Source organism: Paraburkholderia sp. UCT70, from assembly GCF_050434085.1.
GTDB classification, from domain to species: Bacteria; Pseudomonadota; Gammaproteobacteria; order Burkholderiales; family Burkholderiaceae; genus Paraburkholderia; species Paraburkholderia tuberum.
In genome coordinates this window covers 131,735-154,705 of record NZ_JBNPVZ010000002.1, presented here as the reverse complement: position 1 = coordinate 154,705, position 22,971 = coordinate 131,735, and the positions used below count along the sequence as shown (strand labels likewise).

Sequence of the window (22,971 nt, the reverse complement as noted above, 5' to 3'; positions counted from 1 at the left end):
CTCGGGTGTTTCCTACAGACCGAAGGCGAACAATTTCAGCGGCCCCGGTCCACTCGTCGAGCCAGAGCCCCAGAACACCACGCCGTCCGCAATGGCCGGCCCGGCATTGCATGCACCCCCGCTATTGAATGACCACAGGACTTTTCCGTTGGAAGAATCGAGCGCGTACATCGTGCCATTCGTATAGTCGAGATTGCATCCGAAGACCACGCCATTGGCGACACTGACGGCTGCCTCCGCGCGGCTTCCGAGCGGGTCCGGCGTGGTCCACTTCACTGCGCCGGAATTCGCGTTGAGCGACGCCCAACCGCCAGACGTGGTGGTGCCACCGCCGTTCGCCAATTGCCATACGCCTGGCGTCGTTCCCGCTCCGGTCATTCCGCTATTCGATACCGCAACATAAATGAACTGGCCATCGTTGGCCGATCCCCACTGAAGACCGCCTGTGAGTCCCCCAGGGGCGACCTGCGTGGACCAGCGCAGAGCGCCTGTGTCTTCATCGAAGGCCCAGAACATCCCGCTCTTCTGCCCCGCGCCGACCAGTCTGCCAGCATTGCCGTTGCCACCGAAGAGCATCGGTCCTTGCGCGAAGTCCCAGTCCGGACCTTTCGGATTGGGACAGTTGGCGTTCGGCGGAAGGGTGAAGACGCCCGGGACGTTGAGGCCGCAGCCGACATTCCACGTGTCGTACGCCAGACCGCGCGCGGACCATTTGACTGCGCCCGTGGTCATGTCCAGCGCAAGGATCGAGTCGAAGTGATCGTTCGGATCGATGCACGAGGTCGGCGTGCCGCCACTGTTCATGCAGTCGAGTACGGCCTGAGGCACTGCCCAGTTGTTGCCGGAACCCATGAACACCGTATTGCGATCGACGTCGACGGCGCCCGTGCTTCCCCAGACGGAGCCGCCGAAATAACCCTTCGGTATCGTTGTACGTCTGCCATTTGATTGCGCCGGTCGCGACATCGAGTGCGACGACGCTGCCGCGGAAACTCCACTGCCAGGCAGGCGGAGGGACATAGGCGGCCATCAATTCTTCGTTCGATGTGGTTCCTACAAAAGCCGTACCGTTCGCGATGACGGCAGACTGCGTGACCATTGAATAAGTGGTTGAATCGACTTGCGTGTGCCAAAGCCGCAGGCCAGTGTTCTTGTCGACGGCAAAGACCTGGGCCGGTTGCGGACTCGACAGTTTGCCGCTTTGATTGCCGAGTATCAGTACGTTTCCGGAGATGGCGGGCGTTGCGCGCGCGTAGTCGTTGGGGATGTTCGTATAGGACGATACAAGGTTCTTCCAGATCAGCTTGCCGGTCTTCCTGTCGACCTTGTACAGATAGCCCGCGGAATCCGGGAAATAGGCAAAGCGGTCATCGAGGGCAGGGGTCGCCGTCACGCTGCTTCGCAAAAACGCAAACGCAGCTTTTCCAAATAATTCCCGAGGAGAGGAATACAGATAGTTAGAAGACCAGGTAAACAATTTATAGAGGTGGGGTGTGGCAATCGAAAATATAGTGAACGTCCGATCAGGGCGCATGGGCGGAATGTGCGAAATCGCACAGAGCACGTCATATCAGGCACAGTGCTTCATCGCTGCTTTCTACATTGCGAAGTTATTTCGAGGGATTCATGCTATTTGCATGAAACGAGTTCGCGCTATGGTTGTGAATCGAATTAATAAGGCGCGATTCGACGAGGAGAGAATCTCATTTCCGGTCTTTAAGCCCGACCGCAATTCGCGTAGTCACCAATGAGCGCGCGTTCGGACCGGAAGAGAGACCGAAACGGCACTGCCGCGCTTCAACCCTCCGGCAACACCGACTTACCGCGCCGCTTTTTCGGCTTTGGCTCGACACCCACTCGCGGGTCCCGCTCCAGCACGAGTGCCGTCAACTGCTCGACAGTGTCTTCAAACGCAGGATCCTCCTGCGGCACGTAAAGCCATTTCCCAAGCACCGGGTGAGGCCGCAACGCAGGCACATCGGTAATCAGAGCAGCATGGCGTTCCCGCGACGTACAGACGAGCAGCCCATTCCACGGCTTATCGCGATCGGCGGCAACCAGGCACAACAGCCCATCGATATACGCAGCGTCGCTACCAAACATCCGCCGACGCATATACGTCGGATCGCGTTCGAACGCGTCGAAGATCCATAGGAGCGAATTGCTGATCGAAGAGGGCATCGGCGGACAATCTCAGGAAGCGCGGGTGAACGAAGATAAGTTTACGTAAATTCTCCAGGCGCGGCAGCGAGCCAATTGAAGATCGAGCAAGTCCGGCTAGGTAAGATGTGTCCAACCTCGGCGACCATATCGAAACTCGCACGATCCAGACCATGTTAGCTCACACAGACGCCGCCGCTGCCTACACGAAGCGCTTCGAAGCCGTTCTCGCCTATATCGATGCAAACCTCGAGGGCGATCTGTCGGTCGACGCGCTAAGCCGCATCGCAAACTTCTCGATGTTCCATTTTCATCGACAGTTTGTCGCGTATGTCGGCGTGCCCGTCGCACGCTACGTGCAGTTGATGCGCTTGCGTCGCGCGGGCCGCCGCCTCGCGTCGCAGGCGTCGTGCCCGGTTCTCGATGCCGCGCTCGACGCCGGCTTCGACAGTCCCGAAGCCTTCAGCCGTGCGTTCAAGCGTGCGTTCGGCATGGCGCCGAGGGCGTTTCGACGACATCCAACATGGCAATTCTGGAGTGCGAGTTTTGTTGTTCCCTATGTTTCGAGGAAACTGACCATGCAAGTGAAAATCGTCGATTTTGCGGAAACCCGCGTTGCCGCGCTCGAACATTGTGGTTCGCCCGGACTCGTCAACGAGAGTGCGCGCAAGTTCATCGATTGGCGTATTCAAAGCGGACAATCACCGGTGGCGTCGAGCCGGACCTTCGGCGTCCCGCACGGCAATCCAGACACCGTGCCAGCGGATGAATTCCGTTTCGATATCTGCGGAGAGATCGACGAGCCGGTCGCGCCGAATCTCTATGGCGTGCGCGAGCTCGTGATGCCCGGTGGACGGTGCGCGGTGGTTCGGCACGCAGGATCGACCGACCACATCGGCGAGACGATCTACCCGGTCTATCGCGACTGGCTGCCTTCGAGTGGCGAAGAGTTGCAGGACCATCCGCTGTTTTTCCACTACCTGAGCGTCTATCCTGAGACGCCGCTGGATCAGTGGCAGACGGATATCTACATTCCGTTGGTGTGATTGGGGAATGGGGTGTGACGAGCATGTGAGATGCCTGTAGTGCGAAGCAAGTCGCTCCCCATTCTTCGCGAAAGCTCATGTCCGAAGCCGCGGTTCGTTCGACTTCCAATTCGATTTCGGCATCGGTATCAATTGCATTGAGCGAGGGTTGCCGGATTGCTAATTCGGCAAAAAATGCAATTTCGAAATGTCTCTGTTTTTGCTGCACGGACCTCGTGTCCTCACTGGAACCACGCAATACGTCAAATGTCAAAAAAAGATGTCACCCGTCCATTTTGGGGAGATATCAAATGGCTGCCACGCAATCAGGGGCGGTGCCCCTCTCGGATGAGGAGGCTCGGCGCCAGTTGCGCCGTGCTGTCATCGCCAGCACGATTGGTACCACAATCGAATGGTATGACTTCTTCCTGTACAGCATTGTCACGGGTCTTGTATTCGCGAAACTGTTCTTTCCTGAATCGGACCCGCTCGTCGGCACACTGCAAGCTTTTCTGATTTACGCTGTCGGCTTTATCGCGCGGCCGGTGGGCGCGGCGATTTTCGGCCACTATGGCGATCGCATCGGACGTAAAGCCACGTTAATCGTGACGCTGTTGCTGATGGGACTCGCGACGTTTGCCGTGGGCTTTGTTCCAACCTATGCGACGATCGGTATCTGGGGGGCAATCCTGCTCACGGCGCTGCGCTTCATTCAAGGTGTGGGCGTTGGAGGCGAGTGGGGCGGTTCGGTGTTGATGTCGATGGAGTGGGCACGTACCAACAAGCATCGCGGTTTCATCGCGTCCTGGCCGCAGTTCGGCGTACCGGCGGGATTGTTCGTCGCGAATCTGGTGGTGCTTGCCATCAGTCAGATCTCCGGTAGCGCATTTCTCACCTGGGGCTGGCGGGTGCCGTTTTTCCTCAGTATCGTGCTGGTCGCGATCGGCCTCTATATCCGCTTGAGTATCCTCGAGACGCCTATCTTCGCGAAGCTGCTCGCTGAGCGCAGGATCGAAAAGGCGCCGATGCGTGAAGTATTGCGCCGGCAGCCGAAAGACATTCTTCTGTCGGCTCTTGCGCGTATGGCGGAACAGGCGCCGTTCTATATATTCACGGCCTTTATATTCACCTATGGTGTGATGAGTCTGGGCGTCACACGCGATCTGTTGCTCACGGCAGTGCTGGCCGCTTCGGTGCTGGAATTCTTCACGATTCCGCTGTTTGGTCACGTGTCTGATCTGATCGGACGTCGACGCATGTATGTGATCGGTGCCGCTGCTGTCGGGCTATTCGGCTTCCTGTACTTTTTCATGGTTGGAACCCATAACCCGATATGGATCTTCGCGGCCATCGTACTTTCGCTGGTGCCGCATGCGATGATGTATGGTCCCCAAGCCGCGTTGATCGCCGAATCGTTCACGGGGCGCTTGCGCTACAGCGGTGCGTCGATGGGCTATCAGTTGGCTTCCGTCATCGCTGGCGGTCCGGCACCGTTGATTGCGACGGCGCTTTATGCTTACTTCCATTCGGGATTTGCGGTGGCGTGGTATGTCTTCGCATGCGCGGTGATTAGCGTGGCCGCCGCCATGAGATTGGGCGATTACACGAATAAGGACATTTCGCGGGAATACGACGACGTGCATGCATTGCATGACAGCAGACCTGCCACTCCGTGAACGATCAGGCGGATGGCCGGCCACAACGGCCATCTGCAACGGCCATCCGCCGAATCGACCATCAACTTTTCAGCGGCAACCAGACTTCGACTCCACCCATCCCCGTCACCGGGTCGAACTGCTCGCCATACCGTTCGAAATGCGGCGCATCGGCAGGCACGTGCCCTGACGCGGGCAACCACTGATTCCAGATCGTATTCATCGTGCGACGAATGCCTGAGATGTGCTCGCGATGAGTGAACACCGCATACCGTTGCGCGGCGATGCGCACACGACTCAACTCTGGCGGCAACGCGGAAAAATCGCTGACTTCGACGCCGCACATGTAGTCGAAGTTACCCAGTTCATCGGCGTTATAGCCAACGCCATAAGCCACCTTGCCGACCTGTCCCGGCACCCTGCCGTACCAGGCGCCAAAGCGCTGCCATTGGGATGGGATCGCCTTGCTGCTGTCGCACGTATAGCGCTCGCTTAGTCCAGCGACGAGAAGCGGTCGCGCGTCTTCGAAGCGCGGCGGGTCCAGATGGGTGAGAAGGGTTTCGTCCATTTTGATCGGCTCCACGATGGTCAGGTTGTCGAGATGACCCCGCGCGCGCAGCGCGTCGGGCGTGAGCCCGAACTGATCGCGAAACGCGCGCGTGAATGCTTCGTGAGAGCCGTAGCCGGCGTCGAGAGCGACCGCGAGGATGTCGGGCGCACCATCGGCCAGACGTCGTGCGGCCTCGCTCAAACGCCGTGCGCGAACGTAGCGCATCACCGGCATCCCGGTGGCCGCTTCGAACGCGCGCGCGAGGTGAAAGCGCGATACGCAGCCACAGCGGGCGATGTCGTCGAGCGTCAACTCGCCGGCGAAGTGGCTTTCGATATACCAGAGCGCTTTTCCAACCGGGTTCATCTCGGCTCTCATGTCAGCATGAAGCCAGCATAGTCAGCGGCGAACTCACGCATTTGATCGCGCTTGCGGTTTTGCAGTCGCGGCGGAGGGCCGAGACGATTCCGCCGCGTCACCATGCACGCCCGCGGCGCTACCCGCCTGCCCCGGCCTCAGCAACAGCCCACCCAGCACGCCGGCCGCCGCCGCAAAAACCGCCCCAAACAGAAACGCGACGTGATACCCGCTGTTCAGCGCAGCCGCGGCACTCGACGACGCCTGTATCGCCTCGCTACGCGCCGCGGCAAGACTCGCGAGCACGGCAAGCCCGAGCGCCCCGCCCATCATGAACGATGTATTGACGATGCCCGACGCGAGGCCCGAATCGGCGGGATCGACGTCGCTCATTGCGGCGAGCAGCAGCGGATTGAACGCGATGCCCGCACCAAAGCCGAGCAGCAACATGCCGGGCAACACGTCGGGTACGAAGCTGCCGTCGACGGGCGCACGCGCGAACAGCGCAAGCCCGCAAGCAGCGATCAGCAGGCCAGCCGCGAGCGGACGACGCAGCCCGAAGCGCATCACCACGCGCGCCGACAATCCCAGCGAAAAAAGTCCCATGATCAGGTTCGCGGGCAGAAACGCGAGCCCCACCTGCAATGGCCGATAGCCGAGCACGCGCTGCAGATACAGCGCCGAAATAAAGAACCACGCGAACATCGCCGCCGCCCACAACACGCCGACCAGGTTCGCGGTCGCGACATTGCGCAAACGCAGCAGAGCGAGCGGCATCAACGGGTGTTCGATTCTCGCCTCGATTGCGAGGAACACGGCAAGCAGCGCGAGCCCGACGAACAGCAGGCCGAGCGTTTGCGCCGAAGTCCAGCCCGCTTCGTTGCCGTTGACGATCGCATAGACCGCCAGCATCAGCGATGCAGTCACGCTGAGCGCCCCGGCCACGTCGAGCCGTTCGCCGTGCGCGTGGCCGCGCGCGGCGGGCAGTAGCGCGAGGCACAGCGCGTACACCGCAATGCCGATCGGCAGATTGACCAGGAAGATCCAGTGCCAGCTCAGCAGGTTGGTGAGCAGTCCGCCGAGCAGCACGCCGATGCTGCCGCCGCCCGCGCAGACGAAGCCATACACGCCCATCGCCTTCGCGCGTTCGCCGGCTTCGGTGAACAGATTCATGATCAGCGACAACGATACCGCCGAGACGATCGCACCGCCCAGGCCCTGCACGGCGCGCGCGGCGACCAGCAGCACCTGCGAATTCGCGAGGCCGCAGGCGAGCGAAGCGAGCGTGAAGAGCGTAATGCCGCTGAGAAACAGCTTGCGGTGTCCGTACAGATCGCCAAGCCGTCCGCCGAGCAGCAGGCAGCCGCCGAATGTCAGCATGTAGGCGTTGACGACCCACACGAGCGAAGTTTCGCTAAAGCCGAGATCGGCTGCGATGGACGGCAGCGCGACGTTCACGATGGTCGTGTCGAGTACGATCATCAGTACGCCGAGGCAGAGCACGATTAGCGCGAGCCAGCGTTGCTTGCCGTGGAGGGAATGGGTCATGCGGACGCCCCTTTACGCGGATTCGGTCGATCACCGACGATGGGTTTTCGAGTCTAGCACCCGCACATTTAGCGTCAAACTACGAAATCCTGGGCGGCGGCGTTGCGCGAAGCGGCGCGCGGTTCCGCTTCAATCGCCGCCGAGGATTTCGTATTTGCCGCCGCGTTCGAGCGCGCGCTGATACGCGGGCCGCGCGTGAATGCGCTGCAAGGACGCGCTTATCGCGGGCAATTGCGCGGCGACGCCGCGGGCGTTGATGGCTGTGAGCCCGGCATAGCGGACTTCGAAGGTCTTGCCTGCAAACAGCGGACGGTCGGCGGGTGCGTTCGTGATGCTGATCTCCGGCAGAGAAGGTTTCAGTGGGCAAGTTCCACGGGTTCGGCGGTGCGATCGGGCAGGCCTTCGCGCTGGTCGAGGGATCCGCTCAGGGCGGTAAGCGCGAATGCGCCGAGCGTGACTGCGGCGGCGATCCATGGCGTGTGGCCGAGGCCGATGTGCGCGACGATCAGCCCGCCGAGCGACGAGCCGCCCGCGACGCCGAGATTGAACGCAGCGATGTTGAAGCCGGACGCGACATCGGTGGCCTCGGGAGCGAAGTGGCGCGCCTGCTTGACGACGTACACCTGCAGGCCCGGCACGTTGCCAAATGCGACCGCGCCCCAGCAGAGCATCGTCAACACGGCGAGCCACGCGTTGTGCACCGTGAAGGTGAGGGCGAACAGCACGGCGGCGAGCAGCAGGAAAATCCGCTTGAGCGCCTTGACCGGGCCGACACGATCGGCGAGCTTGCCGCCCCAGACATTGCCGGCCGCGACCGACACGCCATAGGCGACGAGCACCAAGCTGACTTGCGACGGCGTAATGCCCGAGATTTGCTCGAGTAGCGGCGCCATGAACGTGAACGCGATCAGCGAGCCGCCGTAGCCGACAGCGGTCATTGCATAGACGAGCAGCAGCCGGGGTTGCGCGAGCACGCGGAATTGCTGGAAGAGCGGCGCGGAACGCGCATGCGCGAGATGCCGGGGCACGAAGGCGACAGCCCCGAGAAACGCGACCAGCCCGAAACCCGCGACGACGAGAAACGTCGCTCGCCAGCCGAAATGCTGACCGATAACGGTGCCGAGTGGAATGCCGGCGACGAACGCGACCGTCATGCCGCTGAACATCGTCGCGATCGCGCTCGCGGCCTTCTCCTTCGGTACGAGCGTGGTCGCGATGATCGAGCCCACCGAAAAGAACACGCCGTGCGCGAGGCCCGTGAGAATCCGTGCGACGATCAGCGACTCGTAACTCGGCGCGCGCCATGCAACGAGATTGCCGACCGTAAACAGCGCCATCAGACCGGCGAGCAGCGTCTTGCGCGGCAGGCGGCCGGTCAGCGCGGTGAGGAGGGGCGCACCGATCGCGACACTGAGCGCGTACAGGCTCACGAGAAGCCCGGCTGCCGGCAGGCTGACGCCGAGGTCAGACGCGATTGTCGGGATCAGGCCAACGATCACGAACTCGGTCGTGCCGATGGCGAAGGCGCTGATGGTGAGCGCGAGAAGAGCGAGCGGCATGGGGGTCGATCCGGAACATGAGTGGAGACCGGCGCAGTGTGCTCTCTTTACTTTTGCGGAAAAACCAGGTTATAAATGAAATTGTTTTGATTTGAAATCAACAATGAAAATCACACTGGACGAATTGCAAACCTTCGCGGCCGTAGTCGATACCGGGTCGATCACCGCCGCCGCGCAGCAGCTCGACCTGACTGTGTCGGCCGCAAGCCGTACACTCGGCCGGCTCGAGGAGAAGCTGAAGACGACGCTGTTGCGCCGGACCACGCGCCGGCTCGAATTGACCGAGGAGGGGCGGGCGTTCCTGCAGGACGCACGGGCGATCATCGAGTCGGTGGAAAGTGCCGAGGAACAGATGGTGGCGCGGCGCGAGAAACCGTCGGGGCGGTTGCGGGTCGACGCGGCGTCGCCGTTCATGCTGCATGTGATCGTGCCGCTCGTGCAGGGCTACCGCGAGCGTTATCCTCAGGTGGAGCTGGAACTCAACAGCAACGAGGGTGTGATCGATCTGCTCGAGCGGCGCACCGACGTCGCGATCCGGATCGGCCGGCTGAAGGATTCGACGCTGCATAGCCGGCTCGTGGGCAACAGCAGGCTACGCATTCTCGCGAGTCCGAACTATCTCGAGGTGAACGGCCAGCCGCGCAAGGTCGAGGATCTCGGTAAGCACGCACTGCTCGGCTTCAACCAGCCGGAGTCGCTGAATGTCTGGCCGTTGCTGGGCGCCGATGGCGAACCGTACCGCATCGCGCCCACGGTCTGGTCGTCGAGCGGCGAGACGCTGAGGCAACTCGCGCTCGAGGGCAACGGGATCGTCTGCCTGTCGGACTTTATGACCACGCAGGACCGCGAAGCCGGAAGGCTCCTGCAGATCCTGACGCGCCACACGCAGGACGTGCGGCAGCCGATTCATGCCGTTTATTACCGGAATACGGCGATCTCATCGCGGATCGCGTCGTTCGTCGATTATCTGATCGAGACGCTCGGCAGCGCAGCGCCGGCGCGGCCGGCGGCTGCGTGGGCGGATCAGTGATGGACGCCTGAGGCACGATCATCGCCGGACCGAGCGGGGGTGGGAAACACGTTCCGGTATACGAGCGCAACGGCGTCATCGCGGACGATGCGCGAGGCGGTTCAAATAGTAAAGTATGGCGCGAGCAGCACCGGGCTCCAGTCGGCGCGCAACACTGTTCAGTTTGCCAGCACGCGAGTCCACGAGACTGTCGTCGGCCTGCACAGGCTGGCGCAACGCGGTGGCGTGCTTCGCGCGAAACAAGCGTACTGGTCAGTTGCTGCCGGTTTCGACAAGCGTTTTCAGACCGCCGAGTCCCGCGCGGTAAATTTGCTCATAGTGCGAAACGAACTCACGTGTCTTGCTTGCGTCATCAGGCAGAAAGTGGCTGGACCACGTTGCAACCGAGCGTGCATCGCCATCGTCGTGAACAGATACCGTGCCGAGGTAGCCGGACACGGAATCCGGGCCTTCGACGAGCGCATAGCTATACCGTCGGCCGGCTTCGTTAAAGTCAAGCAGACGCTCGATGATGACGACGGAAGGTCCTGAATCCGGCGACTGAAGTGTGAAACGGCACGCACATAAAGTCCTGCAGAAAATATGAAATGTTCTGAACCGGCAATAAAGTCGGACCGCGTCGCGATCAGTCGCGACCCTGCACAGAGATGTCGAGCATCGCTAGACTGTTATCCATAGGGAAGCGAGCTCGTTGACACGCATCGCGAGACGCACGAGGCGGCGCTTGACCTCCGATACGGCCGGGGCCGTCCGCGGCCCCTGTTTCTCGGTGCCGCTCCAAAAACGATCCTGTCCACGTTTCCGAAGGCCAAGCTGGCGGTTCTGTTCGATCAGTATGCCGAAGAGATCGCGCAAAGCGGCTTGGGGCCGACACTCGACGAGTTCCGGGCGTCGCTGCTCAAAATCCGACGCGCGGGCTTTTATCTGTCGAGGGACGAACTGGAAAACGGCGTTTCTGCACTGGCGTCGCCGCTGTTCACGGACGATTCCGGTGAAGCGGTCGGATCGCTTGCAGTGATCGTACCGACGCAGCGACTCGAATTTGCGAATCTGGACCGGCTCGTAGAATCGATCCGGGAGGCAGCGGCGCGAACCTCTCAGCGCGCGCGGTCATCGAAAGTAGGGGAGCCGGGGCCGCAGCTTCGTCGCACACGATATCGCGAGTCAGGCGGTCCGCTTAGTCACCACGCTGAACGCCATTCATGAGCGGTCCAAGGATGGCGACCTAGCCTCCAGTGTCAACGGGGCATTCAGTTGATGTCGGGGCTGACCAGCAAACTCTTTCCGATAGGCCGCGGGAGTCGTCTTTTTCAGCGCGCGAAATTGACGGTTGAAATTGGCAACGTTGGGAAATCCTGAATGCGCCGCGATGACCGACACGGGCCATGAGGTGTCCGCGAGCATTCGACATGCGTGACCGATTCGCACACGGCTCACATACTTCCCGACACTTTCGCCGATATGTTGAACAAAGTATCGATTGAGTGTGCGCTCTGAAAGGGTCGCGGCGGCGGCTAATTCCGCCAGTGTCAGCCGTTCGGCAAACCGTGCCTCGATAACTGCTAACGCCCGATTTATCCGCTCCGGCTCGTGTCCGGAGGGCCGCCCCACGTTGCTCTGATCGAATGCGTTGGGGGACGCGAGTGGCCGTGCTTCCTCATCGGCCAATGTGCACAGGATGTCCAGCGCAACGCTGAGTCTCTCTCTTGGAGAGGCTGACAAAAGACCCTCGAGTCGGCTACGCACCGTTGCCCCGGCTTCCGCTCTGAACGCAAGGCCGCAGGCAGCGCGTCGCAGAAGCCGATGAAGTGCTTCGTACTCGGGGCAGCAATCTGCCAGTCGTCGCGCCCAGTCGCCTTCGAACCAGATGACGATAGCGACCTGCGGGGCGCTGTCGTCGATCGAACGGTTCGACGACCAGGTATGAGGCAAGTCCGGCGGGACGAGCACCAGGTCATCGCCCTCGTACCCGGCGATCGAGTCACCGATGTAGCGCTTGCCACGGCTATTCATCGTCAAGGTGAGTTCAAATTCCGGGTGATGGTGCCATTCGAACGGAATACGCGGAAGCTTCCGGTGATAAACCCGCACGGAGCATCCGGCGCTCATCTCGACATGTTCGTATAGAGCCTTCATGGCTGGAATCGCAAAGAAGTTGACCTTATTGTATCACCCGTCCATCCTGGCCCAGGCTAAGCTTCAGTCATCAAAGAACACCAGGAGACGCCACCATGGAATCCCTTCACATCGACGATTTGCCGACCGCTATTCGGGCGGTTAAAAAGCTGTTGCGCGCCGGCCTTCCGAACTATAAGGAAGTATTCCAGGAGGTCGAAGCTGAAATTCAGCGCAAGGTCGCTACTATCGTGGCGCAGCGTGCCCGCGGTGAGTCCGTCATTCCTGAAATCCAGTATGCGGATATCGCGGCTGACCGGGTGAGCGCCGCGCAGATCGCATCGATCAAGGATCGAGGGGCCTGCGTCGTCCGGGGGGTGTTCAGCCGCGAGCGCGCTGAAGGCTGGGACGCGCAGGTCGCTGAGTATGTCGAGTCCAATGACCTCGACGAAAAACTCGCGCATCGTGCAGAAGACAAGTACTTTGGCAACCTCGCTTCGAGCAAGCCCCAGATCTATGGCATTTACTGGTCGAAGCCTCAGGTCGAAGCGCGCCAGGCGCCCGAACTCACTCAGACGCGCGTCTTTCTGAACCGCCTCTGGAAACACGACAGCGAAGGACGCGTTCATTGCGATCCGGACCGCGTTCCGGTGTACGCGGACCGGCTGCGGCGTCGCCCCCCCGGCTCCGAGTCGCTCGGGCTGTCTGCTCATTGCGACGGTGGGTCAGTCGAACGTTGGCTTGACGACAATTTCCGGCGTGTTTATCGACACGTGTTTAGTGGCGACTGGCGCCGCTACGACGCGTTCGATGCCGCGTATCGCCCCGAGGCGAGAGAGATTCCGTCACCGACTGTCTGTTCGATGTTCCGTACTTTCCAGGGCTGGACAGCGCTCACTCCGCAAGGTCCGGGAGACGGCACGCTTCAACTCGTGCCGATCGCGAACGCGATGGTGTACATATTATTGCGCGCCCTTCAGGATGACGTGCCGGACGACGATCTGTGCGGCGCCTTGCCCGGGCGCGCACTTTCGATCAAGCCGGAATGGCATGGTCCGCTTCAAGAAGCGTTGTCCTCCATTCCACTGATGCAGGCAGGGGACACCGTCTTCTGGCATAGCGACGTGATTCACGCGGTCGAAGATGCTCATCGTGGCAAGGGCTACAGCAACGTCATGTACATATCGGCTGCGCCAGCGTGTGCAAAGAACGACGCCTACCTTAAACGCCAGTTGCCGACCTTTCTCAACGGAGATAGCCCGCCGGACTTTCCTGCGGACAATTTCGAAGTCGACTTTGTCGGACGCGCGGCGGAGGCAGACCTGACTGAGCTCGGCAAGGACCAGATGGGCTTCACGCTGTGAAACGCCGTCGCTGGGGGTTGAAAGGCAATCCACCGATTCGTAGGCGGGTAGCCTGGTCGGTTCGGGGTTAGCCAGACGGCTCGCCACGATCCGGCCAGCCCCTCTGGCTGACGCGCGATGCATCAAGGGGACAGAAGTCTATTGCCGCTGGCCTGCAACGCGACGTTCTGTGCGGGTGGGATCTATCGACAGAGACGGGCGGCGCCCCGCGGAGCCCACGCTTGATTCCCTGACGACTAGCTGCGGAATGGCGAAGTACTGCACGGGTGGTTCTTTTCCGTCCGCCGCTGGATCGAGCCTGGCCAGCAGCGTCTCACTCGCGATCGTGCCGAGTTTGTCCGCTCCGGCGGAAAGAGTAGTGAGCGGCGGATTGGTATGTTCTGCCGCCACCACATTGTCACAGCCAACGACCGCGAGCGCCTTGCCCGCACGTTTGCCCATTCGGTCCAGCTCATGCAACACGCCAAACGCAACCTGATCGTTATAGCAAACCGCCGCCGTCGGACGAGGCCGCATCTCGAAGATGGAGCGGACGGCCTTGCGACCGCCCTCCGGAGTCAGTTCAACATCGATGATCCACTCGTCGGCGACAGTCAGGGCATGACTGGCCATCGCCGTGAGGTAGCCCTGCCTGCGCTGGTTCGCAACCGCATACCCCGTTCGATTGCCGGCGAATGCGATACGTGTGTGGCCCTGAGCAATCAGATGTTCCGTCGCGAGAGCGAATCCAAAGCTGTTGTCGACTCCGACCGTGTCGACATCCGTGCCCATCGGTCGCATGACAAGGACAAGTGGAATTCCCCAGGACTTGATCTCGTCCGGCAGTTGCTCAGGTGTTCCCAGCGCAGGAGACATGATCAGGCCGGCCACATTCTGTTCACGCATCGATTGCAGAACACGGGTTTGGGTCGCGACGTTTTCGGCAGTGTGCGCCATCAGCGTCGTGTATCCGGACTGCGCGAGTACCCGCTCGATGGCGACGAGCAACTCGACAAAGAAGGGGTTAGTCAGATCATTAATGACCATCCCGACGATGGTACTTCGGGTCCCGCGCAGGTTTGCTGCGCCGCGGTTATAGACGTAGCCGAGTAGCTGGGCTGCCGCCCGAACTTTGTCGGCCGTCTCCGCCTTGATTTTTGGGCTCTGCTGGAGGACCAGCGAGACCGTCGACTTGGATACGCCCGCAGCCGCTGCAATGTCCTGAATCGTCGGAACTGTTTTCATGTTGCTTTGCACAATTGGAACGTTCCAAAAAGTATTTGACACGGTGAAATGAGTCTACTACAGTTTGTTGGAACGATCCAATAAACTGTAGTTGGAACGTTCCAATGGAGAGAGACAATGACTTCCAAGATTCGCTGGGCGCTAATTGGCGCCAGCACGATAGCCGACGAGTGGATGGTCAACGCGATCCGGTCGCAGCCGGACGGCACGATCGAAGCCGTCGTCAGTGGCAGCGCCGGGCGCGCCCGCGAGTTCGCGGACAAGCATCGAATTTCGAAGTCGAGCACAAGCCTTGATGAGATCCTCGCCGATCGCGACATCGATGCTGTCTACATCAGCAGCACGAACGAAAAACACCTGCCTCAAGTTCTGGCGGCCGCTGCCGCCGGCAAACACGTGCTCTGCGAAAAGCCGCTTGCACTCTCAGAGGCTGACGCGAGCCAGATGATTGAAGCGTGCGCCGCCCATCAGGTTGTCCTTGGCACGAACCATCACCTGCGGTGTGCCGCGACACACCGCCGTCTGCGTGAACTCATCCGTTCAGGTGCGCTCGGCTCGCTGCTGTACGTGCGTGTCTTCCACGCGGTCTCCCTACCGCCGCACCTCCGCGGCTGGCGAATCGAGCGCCCTGATGCGGGTGGCGGCGTCGTGCTGGACATCTCCGTGCACGACGCTGACACCCTTCGCTTCATTCTGGATGCAGAACCCGTCGAAGTGAGCGCGATGACCTCGTCGGGAAGCATGGGTACCCAGGGCCTCGCCGACGGCGTGATGGGAATCATCCGGTTCAGTAACGGCGTGCTTGCCCAGATTCACGACGCGTTCACCGTGCCGTACGCGCCGACCGGCCTCGAGGTCCACGGGACCGAAGGCTCGCTCATCGCACGCGACGTGATGACCCAGCGCGCCGTCGGAGAAATCGAACTGCGTTCAGCAGCAGGTTTCGAAATCATCGAGGTCGTCCACCAGGACCTTTATGTCACCGCGGTCGCCCAGTTCCATCGCGCTGTTCTCCTCGGTGAGGATCCCGCAGCCACCGGCCGGGACGGATACCGGTCACTGGTTACCGCGCTTGCGCTTCAAGAGTCGGCTTCAACTGGTGCACACGTCGCCGTCCCGCAGCAGTTCGCGCGCTGAGTCAGTTTGAGGAGATCTATTGTGGGTTCCAGCAAAGTTATTTCGATGGCGACTGCCGCAGGCCTGATCAACGATGGTGACGTTGTGACCGTCAGTTCGTCGAGTGGCCTGGGCTGCCCCGACGCCATGCTGGCGGCGATCGGGACGCGCTTTGAAACCGAAGGCCATCCTCGAGCACTTTCGCTGCTGCATCCGATAGCAGCTGGCGACATGTATGGCGTCAAAGGCGTTGATCATCTGGCGAAGCACGGTCTTATCAAGTCGATCATCGCCGGTTCGTTTCCCAGCGGCCCATCGAGTCTACCGATGCCCGACATCTGGCGGATGGTGGTCGACAATGAAATCCGCGCATACAACCTGCCGAGCGGTGTGATGTTTGACATGCATCGGGACGCGGCCGCGAAGCGCCCTGGTGTCCTCACCAAGGTGGGGCTCGACACTTTCGTCGATCCGGACCGGCAGGGCGGCGCAATGAACAGTCTCTCGGAATCCGAGCCGATCGTGGACAAGGTCACGTTCGCGGGCGAGGAGTGGCTCTTCTTTCCGAATATCGTGCCGCGCGTCGCTATCGTGCGTGCCACCACAGCGGATGAGCGGGGCAACCTGTCTTACGAACACGAAGGCGCGCTGCTCGGCGGCCGCGACCAGGCGCTTGCAGTGCGCAACAACGGCGGCATTGTCATCGCACAGGTCAAGCGAGTCGTGAAGGCAGGGTCGCTCGGTACGCAGCAGGTGCATATTCCGTGCAACCTCGTTGACTACGTGGTCGTGGACCCCGAGCAGAAACAGACGACGCAGATCGAATACGACCCGGAGATCAGCGGCGAAATCAAGGTTCCGGACAGCGAATTTGCATTTGCCGACTGGAACGCAGAAAAGGTGATTGCCCGTCGCGCAGCGATGGAAATCGCGGACGGAGACGCGGTGAATCTTGGCTTCGGCATTTCGGCCAACGTTCCGCGCATTCTCCTTGAAGAAGGACTCAACGGCCGAGTGACGTGGGCCATCGAGCAGGGTGCGGTGGGCGGTATGCCGCTGCTCGGCTTCGCCTTCGGTTGCTCGGCAAACGCCGACGCGATCATGCCGTCGCCTTCGCAGTTCATCTACTTCCAGGGAGGCGGCTTCGATGTTTCGCTGCTGTCGTTCCTGCAGATCGACCGCAACGGCCACGTGAACGTATCGAAGCTGCCCAGCAAGCCGTACCTGACTGCCGGATGTGGCGGCTTCATCGACATTACGACGCACGCGAAGAAGCTCGTCTTCTCGGGATTTTTCACGGCCGGCGCGAAGCTGGAGGTCGGTCACGGACGGCTGACGATCCTTCAGGAAGGCAAATCGAAGAAGTTCATCGGCGACGTCGACCACGTCACGTTCAGCGGCCGCATGGCGCAGCAGCGTGGTCAGCAGGTGCTGTATGTGACTGAACGCTGTGTGCTGCAGCTCACGAAGGACGGTCTTGAAGTGATCGAGGTCGCGCCCGGCATCGACCTGAACAGGGACGTGCTTGAGCAGGCGGATTTTCCTTTGATTGTCTCACCGGATCTGAAGACCATGAATGCCGCGATTTTCAGCGAATCGCCGTACGGACTGCAACTCAGGGAGGTGCATCGTGGCTGATATCGATGGAATCCGGTTTGAGCGCAGCGGCGCAGTCGCTCTTGTCACGTTGAATCGCCCCGAAAAGCTTAATGCCCTGACCCCGCCGATGCTGATGCGTCTGGAAGCGGTCGCCGCGGAGCTCGATACGTGGACCGATGTGCGCGCCGTGGTCCTGACTGGCTCGGGAACGAAGGCTTTCTGCGTGGGTGCGGACATCAATGAATGGTCCGCGCTGGCGCCTCTTGATATGTGGCGTCAGTGGGTACCGCGCGGACACAGGATCTTTGATCGTTGGGCTGCGCTTCGTGTGCCGGTCATCGCAGCTATCAATGGACACGCACTCGGAGGCGGGCTGGAGCTTGCCGCGGTGGCGGACATCCGGATTGCGGACCCTGCCGCGACCTTCGCGCTCCCAGAGGCGGGTATAGCGACATGTCCGGGTTGGTCTGGCACGCAACGGCTTGTCTCGGTCATTGGGGCGAGCAAGGTCAAGATGCTCGCGCTCACCGGCAGACGTATCGACGCCACGCGCGCTCACGCGATCGGTCTGATCGACGAGCTTGCGTCAGCGGGCGGTGCATTGAACGCCGCGCTGGAGATGGCCGAACAGATCGCACGTCTTGCGCCCGTGTCGGTGCAACTGACCAAGCAACTGGTGAACGCGGCAAATGGCGAGGGTGCTGCGGCCACCCTTGAGGCAATGGCGGGTGCATTGGCGGCAACAACCGCGGATGCGCGTGAGGGAATGCTGAGCTTTCGCGAAAAGCGACCGGCGAATTTTGAGGGTAACTGACATGACGACTGCAGACACAAATCCTGAACTGGCGCCGTTGCTTATGGCGTCTCGTAAGACTGACTTTGAGGTGTATCACGGTCGCCTCTACATCGACGGGCAGTGGCGCGATGCCGGTGACGGCGAGCGTGTCGAGCGGCTCAGTCCGGCTCATGGCGAGCTCGTCAGCACCTATGCCGTGGCGACGCCCGAGGACGTCGACGCGGCGATCGACGCAGCTCATCGTGCATTTCACAACGGCCCCTGGCCAAAGATGAAGGGAGCGGAGCGTGCCCGCGTGCTGCTGGCGATCGCGGATGGCATCCAGGCCCAGATTGAGCGTCTTGCGCTGATCGAATCGCTGGAGAACGGCAAGCCGCTCACCCAGGCGCGCGCGGAGGTCGCCGGCTGCGTCGATCTGTGGCAGTACGCCGCGAGCCTCGCCCGCACCACCAGCGGTGACGCCTACAACACCTTGGGTGAGGACATGCTTGGACTGGTGTTGCGTCAGCCGATCGGGGTGGTCGGGATCATCACGCCATGGAATTTTCCGCTGTGGATTCTGTGCCAGAAACTGCCATTCGCGATGGCAGCAGGCTGCACAAGCGTGATCAAGCCTAGCGAACTGACGTCTGGCACGACCGTCATGTTGATGGAGATCCTTGAAAAGGCAAGCGTGCCAGCCGGGGTCGCGAATGTCGTGACGGGCAAGGGCTCACGCGTCGGTCAGCCTCTCGCCGAGAATCCGCGAGTCGACATGCTCTCGTTCACGGGTTCGACCCACGTGGGGTCAATGCTCGCTGGGGTGGCCTCGAAGAAACTCAAGAAAGTCGCCCTGGAACTGGGTGGCAAGAATCCTCAGATCGTTTTCCCGGACTGCGACTGGGATGCCATGGTGGACGCGGTCGTGTTCGGCGTGTACTTCAACGCTGGCGAATGCTGCAACAGCGGTAGCCGGGTTCTCGTGCATGAGTCCATCGTAGAGCGGTTTGCCGCTGCTGTTATCGAGCGTGCCCGCGAAGTGCCTGTCGGCGACCCGCTTCATCCTGATGCGAAGGTCGGAGCGATCGTCAGCGAACAGCAGATGAACGACATCCTTGGTCATATCGAGACCGGTGTCTCGGCAGGTGCGAAGGTGCGTCTTGGCGGCGGGCGTTACGCAAGTGCTAACGGCCTTTATCTGCAGCCGACCGTCCTCACCGATGTCACGGCAGACATGGGTGTCGCAAGAGAGGAAATTTTCGGCCCTGTCTTGAGTGTCATCGCTTTCCGCGATCTGGATCATGCCATCGAAATCGCAAACGACACGGCGTACGGCTTGTCGGCCGCGGTGTGGAGCAGCGATATCGATACCTGCCTGAAGGTCGCACGCGGTGTCGACGCAGGGACGATCTGGGTGAACACCTTCCTCGACGGATATCCGGAACTCCCGTTTGGTGGATTCAAGGCAAGCGGTGTCGGCCGCGAACTCGGCAAGCAGGCGGTCGAAGACTATACGGAGACGAAGACGATTCAACTGCATATCGGAGAACGCAAGAACCTTTGGCTGCCGGCGAAGAAATAGCAGGTAAGAAATGAGCCTCGGGCGGAAGGGGCCGCCGGGAAAAAGACTGAAAACCCTCTCCATCAGAGAGAGCAACCCATCTGGAGTGAGACATGTTGAGGAAGACACTTTTTGCACTCGTGGCAGCCATCGCCGTCAGTGGCAGCAGCACGGCATCGGCGGCCGACACCAAAACCGTCGAAGTGATGCACTGGTGGACCTCGGGCGGCGAAGCCCGTGCGCTGGAGGTATTAAAGGACGGTTTGAAGCGGCGCGGATACGCCTGGAAGGACGCGCCGATTGCAGGGGGCGGCGGCGAAGCAGCGCGCACGGTGCTGAAAGCTCGCGTTGCATCCGGCAATCCGCCTGACGCCATCCAGATGCTCGGTTTTACCATTCCTGAATACGCGTCGCAGGATTTTCTGACCAACCTCGATCCGATCGCGGCAAAGGAAGGATGGGACAAGCTCGTGCCGGGTCCGATTCAACGTTTCTCGAAGGTCGATGGTCATTGGGTAGCGGTGCCGGTCGATATTCACCGGACCAACTGGATCTGGGCGAACAAGAAGATTTTCGATCAGTTGCATCTGACTCCGCCGCAGACGTTCGACCAGCTGGTTGCCGATGCCGCCGTGATTCGCAAGGCTGGCTACACGCCGCTCGCCCACGGCGGGCAACCGTGGCAGGAAGCAACGATTTTCGATAGCGCCGTCATGTCTGCCGGCGGCCCGAAATTCTATACCCAGGCGCTCGTCAATCTTGAGCCTGCCGCGCTCGGCTCAAAGACGATGGAAAAGGCATTTGACCAGATGCGCGCGCTGCGCGGTATGGTCGATCCGAATTTCCCGGGGCGTGACTGGAACCTCGCAACATCGATGGTCATCAACGACAAGGCCGCGATGCAGATCATGGGCGACTGGGCGAAGGGTGAGTTCGTGAACGCTGGCAAGAAGGCCAATGTCGACTACCTGTGCTTCCAGTATCCCGGCACCCAGGGCGACTTCATCTTCAATACTGACCAGTTTGCGACGTTCAAAAAGAGCGATGCCAGCGTGCCTGGTGAATATGCGTTCGCGTCGACCGTGATGGACAAGGGCGTGCAGGCGAAATTCAATCAGATCAAGGGAGCGATTCCGGCGCGTCTCGATGTGCCTTCCGATGGGTTCGACGAGTGCGGCCAGAAATCGATGGCTGATCTTCGCACTGCGCTGAAGAGCGGCACGATGGTGGGCAGCTTCGCGCACGGACACGCAATGCCCGATGGGCCGAAGAACGCGGTCTATGACGTCGTCACGCATTTCTTCAACACCAACGAGTCATCTGCCGATGCGGTGAAACAGCTGGTCGACGCTGTCAACAACGCCAAGTAGACCGTACACCGTCTTAAAACTCACGGGGGCGCCAGCGTGCCCCTGCGAAGACCCGATGCTCCCGAAGTAGAGGTGGTTGCCATGCACACTACACACCGGACCGTCCATACCTCGTCACGAGGTACTACGGACGAATCCCAGCTTCACGACAAACGCCGGTCAAGCCTGAGAAACCGGTTCGAGCAGGTATTGCCAAAGCTCGTGTTGTCGCCCACGTTGATTACGACGCTGATCTTCGTCTACGGCTTTATCGTCTGGACCACGGTCCTGTCGTTCACGCGCTCACGCGCGTTTGCCAATCTGCACTGGGGCGGCCTGATGCAGTACGGACGCGTCTGGGCACATCCGCGCTGGCACGTTGCGGTCACCAACCTGGGAATCTATGCATCGCTGTATGTCGTCCTGTGCATGGGGATCGGGCTGGGCCTCGCCATTCTTCTCGACCAGCGCATCAGGGCGGAAGGCGGTCTGCGCGCGATCTTTCTTTATCCGATGGCGATCTCCTTCATCGTCACGGGGACGGCCTGGAAATGGATACTGAATCCCGGTCTCGGGCTGACGAAGCTTTTCCACGACTGGGGTTGGACCGGTTTCAGGTTCGACTGGATCATCGATGATCGAATGGCCATTTACACCGTGGTCATCGCCGCGGTGTGGCAGGCGTCCGGCTTCGTCATGGCGATGTTCCTCGCAGGCTTGCGGGGTATCGATCAGGATATGGTCAAGGCCGCGTCGATCGATGGGGCAAGAATGCCGGCTATCTATCGACGCATCATCATCCCGCAACTGCGGCCGGCTTTCGTTTCCGCGTTCGTCATCCTCGTTCACCTCGCGGTCAAGAGCTATGAACTGGTGGTGGCCTTGACAGGCGCAGGTCCCGGCTATTCGACGGAGTTGCCCTCGACGTTCATGTACTCATTCACCTTCACGCGAAACGAGTTGGGAATGGGAGCGGCGAGTGCGGTCATGATGCTGTGCACGGTCGCGGCGATCATGGTCCCGTATCTCTATTCAGAGCTTCGTCCGCGCGGCGGCAGCGGCTCGCATTAGTCCAGTCAGGAGATCGTCATGTTGAAAAAAGGCTGGGACTCGCCGCAAATGGTGATGGGTAAGCATAACTACGTATCGAGGATCGTGATCTATGGACTGCTGGCGCTTTTTGCCGTCGTCTATCTGATCCCGCTCGCGGTAATGATGCTGACGTCGTTCAAACCTCTTTCGGAGGTGTACAGCGGAAACATTCTCGCGTTGCCACGTGCGTGGACACTGGAGCCGTGGCTTAAAGCCTGGGGGGAAGCCTGCGTTGGCCTCGATTGTTCCGGCGTGAAGGGGTTTTTCTGGAACTCGACAAGGATGGTCATTTCCGCCGTTGCGATTTCTACCTTTCTTGGCGCGCTCAACGGTTACGTGCTGACCAAATGGAGATTCAAGGGCGACAACATCCTGTTTGGGCTCGTTCTGTTCGGATGCTTCATCCCCTTCCAGATCGTGCTTATTCCGATGGCTACCTTCCTCGGGAAAATCGGGCTGGCCCAGTCCATTACGGGTCTCGTGTTCGTGCACATTGTCTACGGTCTGTGCTTTACGACTTTGTACTTCCGTAACTTCTATGTCGCGTTTCCCGATGAACTGGTGAAGGCCGCGATGATCGATGGCGCGCGCTTCTTCAGGATCTTCCTGCGCATCCTGTTGCCGTGTTCCGGCGCCATCATCACTGTAACGGTGATCTGGCAGTTCACCAATATCTGGAACGACTTCCTTTTCGGTGCTTCATTTACGACGGGCAGCACGGCGCCTATTACGGTCGCACTGAACAACATCGTGAATACGTCGACGGGCGTGCGTGAGTACAACGTTCAGATGGCAGCCGCCGTGATTACCGCGCTGCCCACTCTTCTGGTCTATGTGATCGGCGGCCGCTATTTCGTGCGCGGCATGATGGCCGGTTCGGTAAAGGGGTAAG

General features: G+C 60.6%; 21 protein-coding genes and 1 pseudogene. 12 read left to right on the top strand and 10 right to left on the bottom strand.

Annotated elements, in window-relative coordinates:
- Nucleotides 1-12: 12 nt before the first annotated feature.
- From OKW41_RS02980 to OKW41_RS02970, 3 genes are all read right to left on the bottom strand, one after another.
- Nucleotides 13-516, bottom strand: coding sequence for a PQQ-binding-like beta-propeller repeat protein (locus tag OKW41_RS02980; RefSeq protein WP_429571532.1), 504 nt, complete (start codon nucleotides 514-516; stop codon nucleotides 13-15).
- On the bottom strand, nucleotides 497-1,534 hold the full coding sequence (locus OKW41_RS02975; protein WP_429573337.1) for a PQQ-binding-like beta-propeller repeat protein: 1,038 nt from the start codon (nucleotides 1,532-1,534) through the stop codon (nucleotides 497-499). Before OKW41_RS02975 ends, OKW41_RS02980 begins: the two co-directional genes overlap by 20 nt.
- A 263-nt stretch (nucleotides 1,535-1,797) precedes the next feature.
- Nucleotides 1,798-2,181 (bottom strand): hypothetical protein, encoded by a 384-nt coding sequence (locus tag OKW41_RS02970; protein WP_429444556.1) that lies wholly within the window; start codon nucleotides 2,179-2,181, stop codon nucleotides 1,798-1,800.
- A 152-nt stretch (nucleotides 2,182-2,333) separates the two neighbouring features.
- On the opposite strand from OKW41_RS02970, the gene OKW41_RS02965 reads away from it, so the two are divergent.
- Entirely contained in the window at nucleotides 2,334-3,206 is an 873-nt protein-coding gene (locus OKW41_RS02965; protein WP_429571531.1) for an AraC family transcriptional regulator, read from the top strand.
- 290 nt (nucleotides 3,207-3,496) lie between these two features.
- Nucleotides 3,497-4,861: an MFS transporter gene (locus tag OKW41_RS02960; RefSeq protein WP_429571530.1), complete on the top strand. Its 1,365-nt coding sequence runs from the start codon at nucleotides 3,497-3,499 to the stop codon at nucleotides 4,859-4,861.
- Between the two features lie 61 nt (nucleotides 4,862-4,922).
- Here OKW41_RS02960 and OKW41_RS02955 read toward each other — a convergent pair whose 3' ends face one another.
- The 4 genes and pseudogenes from OKW41_RS02955 to OKW41_RS02940 all read right to left on the bottom strand — a co-directional run bounded on the left by OKW41_RS02955 (nucleotide 4,923) and on the right by OKW41_RS02940 (nucleotide 8,854).
- Nucleotides 4,923-5,756, bottom strand: a complete 834-nt coding sequence (locus OKW41_RS02955) for an AraC family transcriptional regulator (protein ID WP_429571529.1) — start codon at nucleotides 5,754-5,756, stop codon at nucleotides 4,923-4,925.
- A 45-nt stretch (nucleotides 5,757-5,801) separates the two neighbouring features.
- On the bottom strand, nucleotides 5,802-7,295 hold the full coding sequence (locus OKW41_RS02950) for a DHA2 family efflux MFS transporter permease subunit (RefSeq protein ID WP_429571528.1): 1,494 nt from the start codon (nucleotides 7,293-7,295) through the stop codon (nucleotides 5,802-5,804).
- Between the two features lie 129 nt (nucleotides 7,296-7,424).
- Nucleotides 7,425-7,562, bottom strand: a pseudogene (locus tag OKW41_RS02945) (glutathione S-transferase); the annotation flags it as partial.
- Between the two features lie 89 nt (nucleotides 7,563-7,651).
- Complete coding sequence (locus OKW41_RS02940; protein WP_429571527.1) at nucleotides 7,652-8,854, bottom strand: MFS transporter; 1,203 nt, start codon at nucleotides 8,852-8,854, stop codon at nucleotides 7,652-7,654.
- 103 nt (nucleotides 8,855-8,957) lie between these two features.
- Here OKW41_RS02940 and OKW41_RS02935 point away from each other — a divergent pair, with 103 nt between their 5' ends.
- Complete coding sequence (locus OKW41_RS02935; RefSeq protein ID WP_429571526.1) at nucleotides 8,958-9,884, top strand: LysR substrate-binding domain-containing protein; 927 nt, start codon at nucleotides 8,958-8,960, stop codon at nucleotides 9,882-9,884.
- Nucleotides 9,885-10,136: 252 nt separating this feature from the next.
- Here the strand turns inward: OKW41_RS02935 and OKW41_RS02930 are convergent, their stop codons facing one another.
- The gene (locus tag OKW41_RS02930; RefSeq protein ID WP_429573336.1) at nucleotides 10,137-10,394 is read right to left on the bottom strand and encodes an SRPBCC family protein; all 258 of its coding nucleotides are present in this window, start codon (nucleotides 10,392-10,394) and stop codon (nucleotides 10,137-10,139) included.
- A 249-nt stretch (nucleotides 10,395-10,643) separates the two neighbouring features.
- Between OKW41_RS02930 and OKW41_RS02925 the strand changes: the two genes are divergently transcribed.
- On the top strand, nucleotides 10,644-11,090 hold the full coding sequence (locus OKW41_RS02925; protein ID WP_429573335.1) for an IclR family transcriptional regulator domain-containing protein: 447 nt from the start codon (nucleotides 10,644-10,646) through the stop codon (nucleotides 11,088-11,090).
- Here OKW41_RS02925 and OKW41_RS02920 read toward each other — a convergent pair.
- Nucleotides 11,085-12,020, bottom strand: coding sequence for a helix-turn-helix domain-containing protein (locus OKW41_RS02920; protein WP_429571525.1), 936 nt, complete (start codon nucleotides 12,018-12,020; stop codon nucleotides 11,085-11,087). The genes OKW41_RS02925 and OKW41_RS02920 overlap by 6 nt on opposite strands.
- A gap of 95 nt (nucleotides 12,021-12,115) precedes the next feature.
- Here OKW41_RS02920 and OKW41_RS02915 point away from each other — a divergent pair, with 95 nt between their 5' ends.
- On the top strand, nucleotides 12,116-13,363 hold the full coding sequence (locus OKW41_RS02915) for a DUF1479 domain-containing protein (RefSeq protein WP_429571524.1): 1,248 nt from the start codon (nucleotides 12,116-12,118) through the stop codon (nucleotides 13,361-13,363).
- Between the two features lie 138 nt (nucleotides 13,364-13,501).
- On the opposite strand, the gene OKW41_RS02910 is transcribed toward OKW41_RS02915, so the two are convergent.
- Entirely contained in the window at nucleotides 13,502-14,587 is a 1,086-nt protein-coding gene (locus tag OKW41_RS02910; RefSeq protein ID WP_429571523.1) for a LacI family DNA-binding transcriptional regulator, read from the bottom strand.
- 117 nt (nucleotides 14,588-14,704) lie between these two features.
- Between OKW41_RS02910 and OKW41_RS02905 the strand changes: the two genes are divergently transcribed.
- From OKW41_RS02905 to OKW41_RS02875, 7 genes are all read left to right on the top strand, one after another.
- Nucleotides 14,705-15,724 (top strand): Gfo/Idh/MocA family protein, encoded by a 1,020-nt coding sequence (locus OKW41_RS02905; RefSeq protein ID WP_429571522.1) that lies wholly within the window; start codon nucleotides 14,705-14,707, stop codon nucleotides 15,722-15,724.
- 45 nt (nucleotides 15,725-15,769) lie between these two features.
- Complete coding sequence (locus OKW41_RS02900; RefSeq protein ID WP_429571521.1) at nucleotides 15,770-17,341, top strand: acyl CoA:acetate/3-ketoacid CoA transferase; 1,572 nt, start codon at nucleotides 15,770-15,772, stop codon at nucleotides 17,339-17,341.
- Nucleotides 17,334-18,116 carry an enoyl-CoA hydratase/isomerase family protein gene (locus OKW41_RS02895; RefSeq protein WP_429571520.1) on the top strand — a complete coding sequence of 261 codons (783 nt, stop codon included), beginning with the start codon at nucleotides 17,334-17,336 and terminating at the stop codon, nucleotides 18,114-18,116. Before OKW41_RS02900 ends, OKW41_RS02895 begins: the two co-directional genes overlap by 8 nt.
- Before the next feature lies 1 nt (nucleotide 18,117).
- Nucleotides 18,118-19,659, top strand: a complete 1,542-nt coding sequence (locus OKW41_RS02890; RefSeq protein WP_429571519.1) for an aldehyde dehydrogenase family protein — start codon at nucleotides 18,118-18,120, stop codon at nucleotides 19,657-19,659.
- A gap of 92 nt (nucleotides 19,660-19,751) precedes the next feature.
- Complete coding sequence (locus OKW41_RS02885) at nucleotides 19,752-21,008, top strand: ABC transporter substrate-binding protein (protein WP_429571518.1); 1,257 nt, start codon at nucleotides 19,752-19,754, stop codon at nucleotides 21,006-21,008.
- Between the two features lie 81 nt (nucleotides 21,009-21,089).
- On the top strand, nucleotides 21,090-22,058 hold the full coding sequence (locus OKW41_RS02880) for a carbohydrate ABC transporter permease (protein WP_429571517.1): 969 nt from the start codon (nucleotides 21,090-21,092) through the stop codon (nucleotides 22,056-22,058).
- Between the two features lie 54 nt (nucleotides 22,059-22,112).
- Nucleotides 22,113-22,970, top strand: coding sequence for a carbohydrate ABC transporter permease (locus OKW41_RS02875; protein ID WP_376776311.1), 858 nt, complete (start codon nucleotides 22,113-22,115; stop codon nucleotides 22,968-22,970).
- Nucleotide 22,971: the final 1 nt, after the last annotated feature.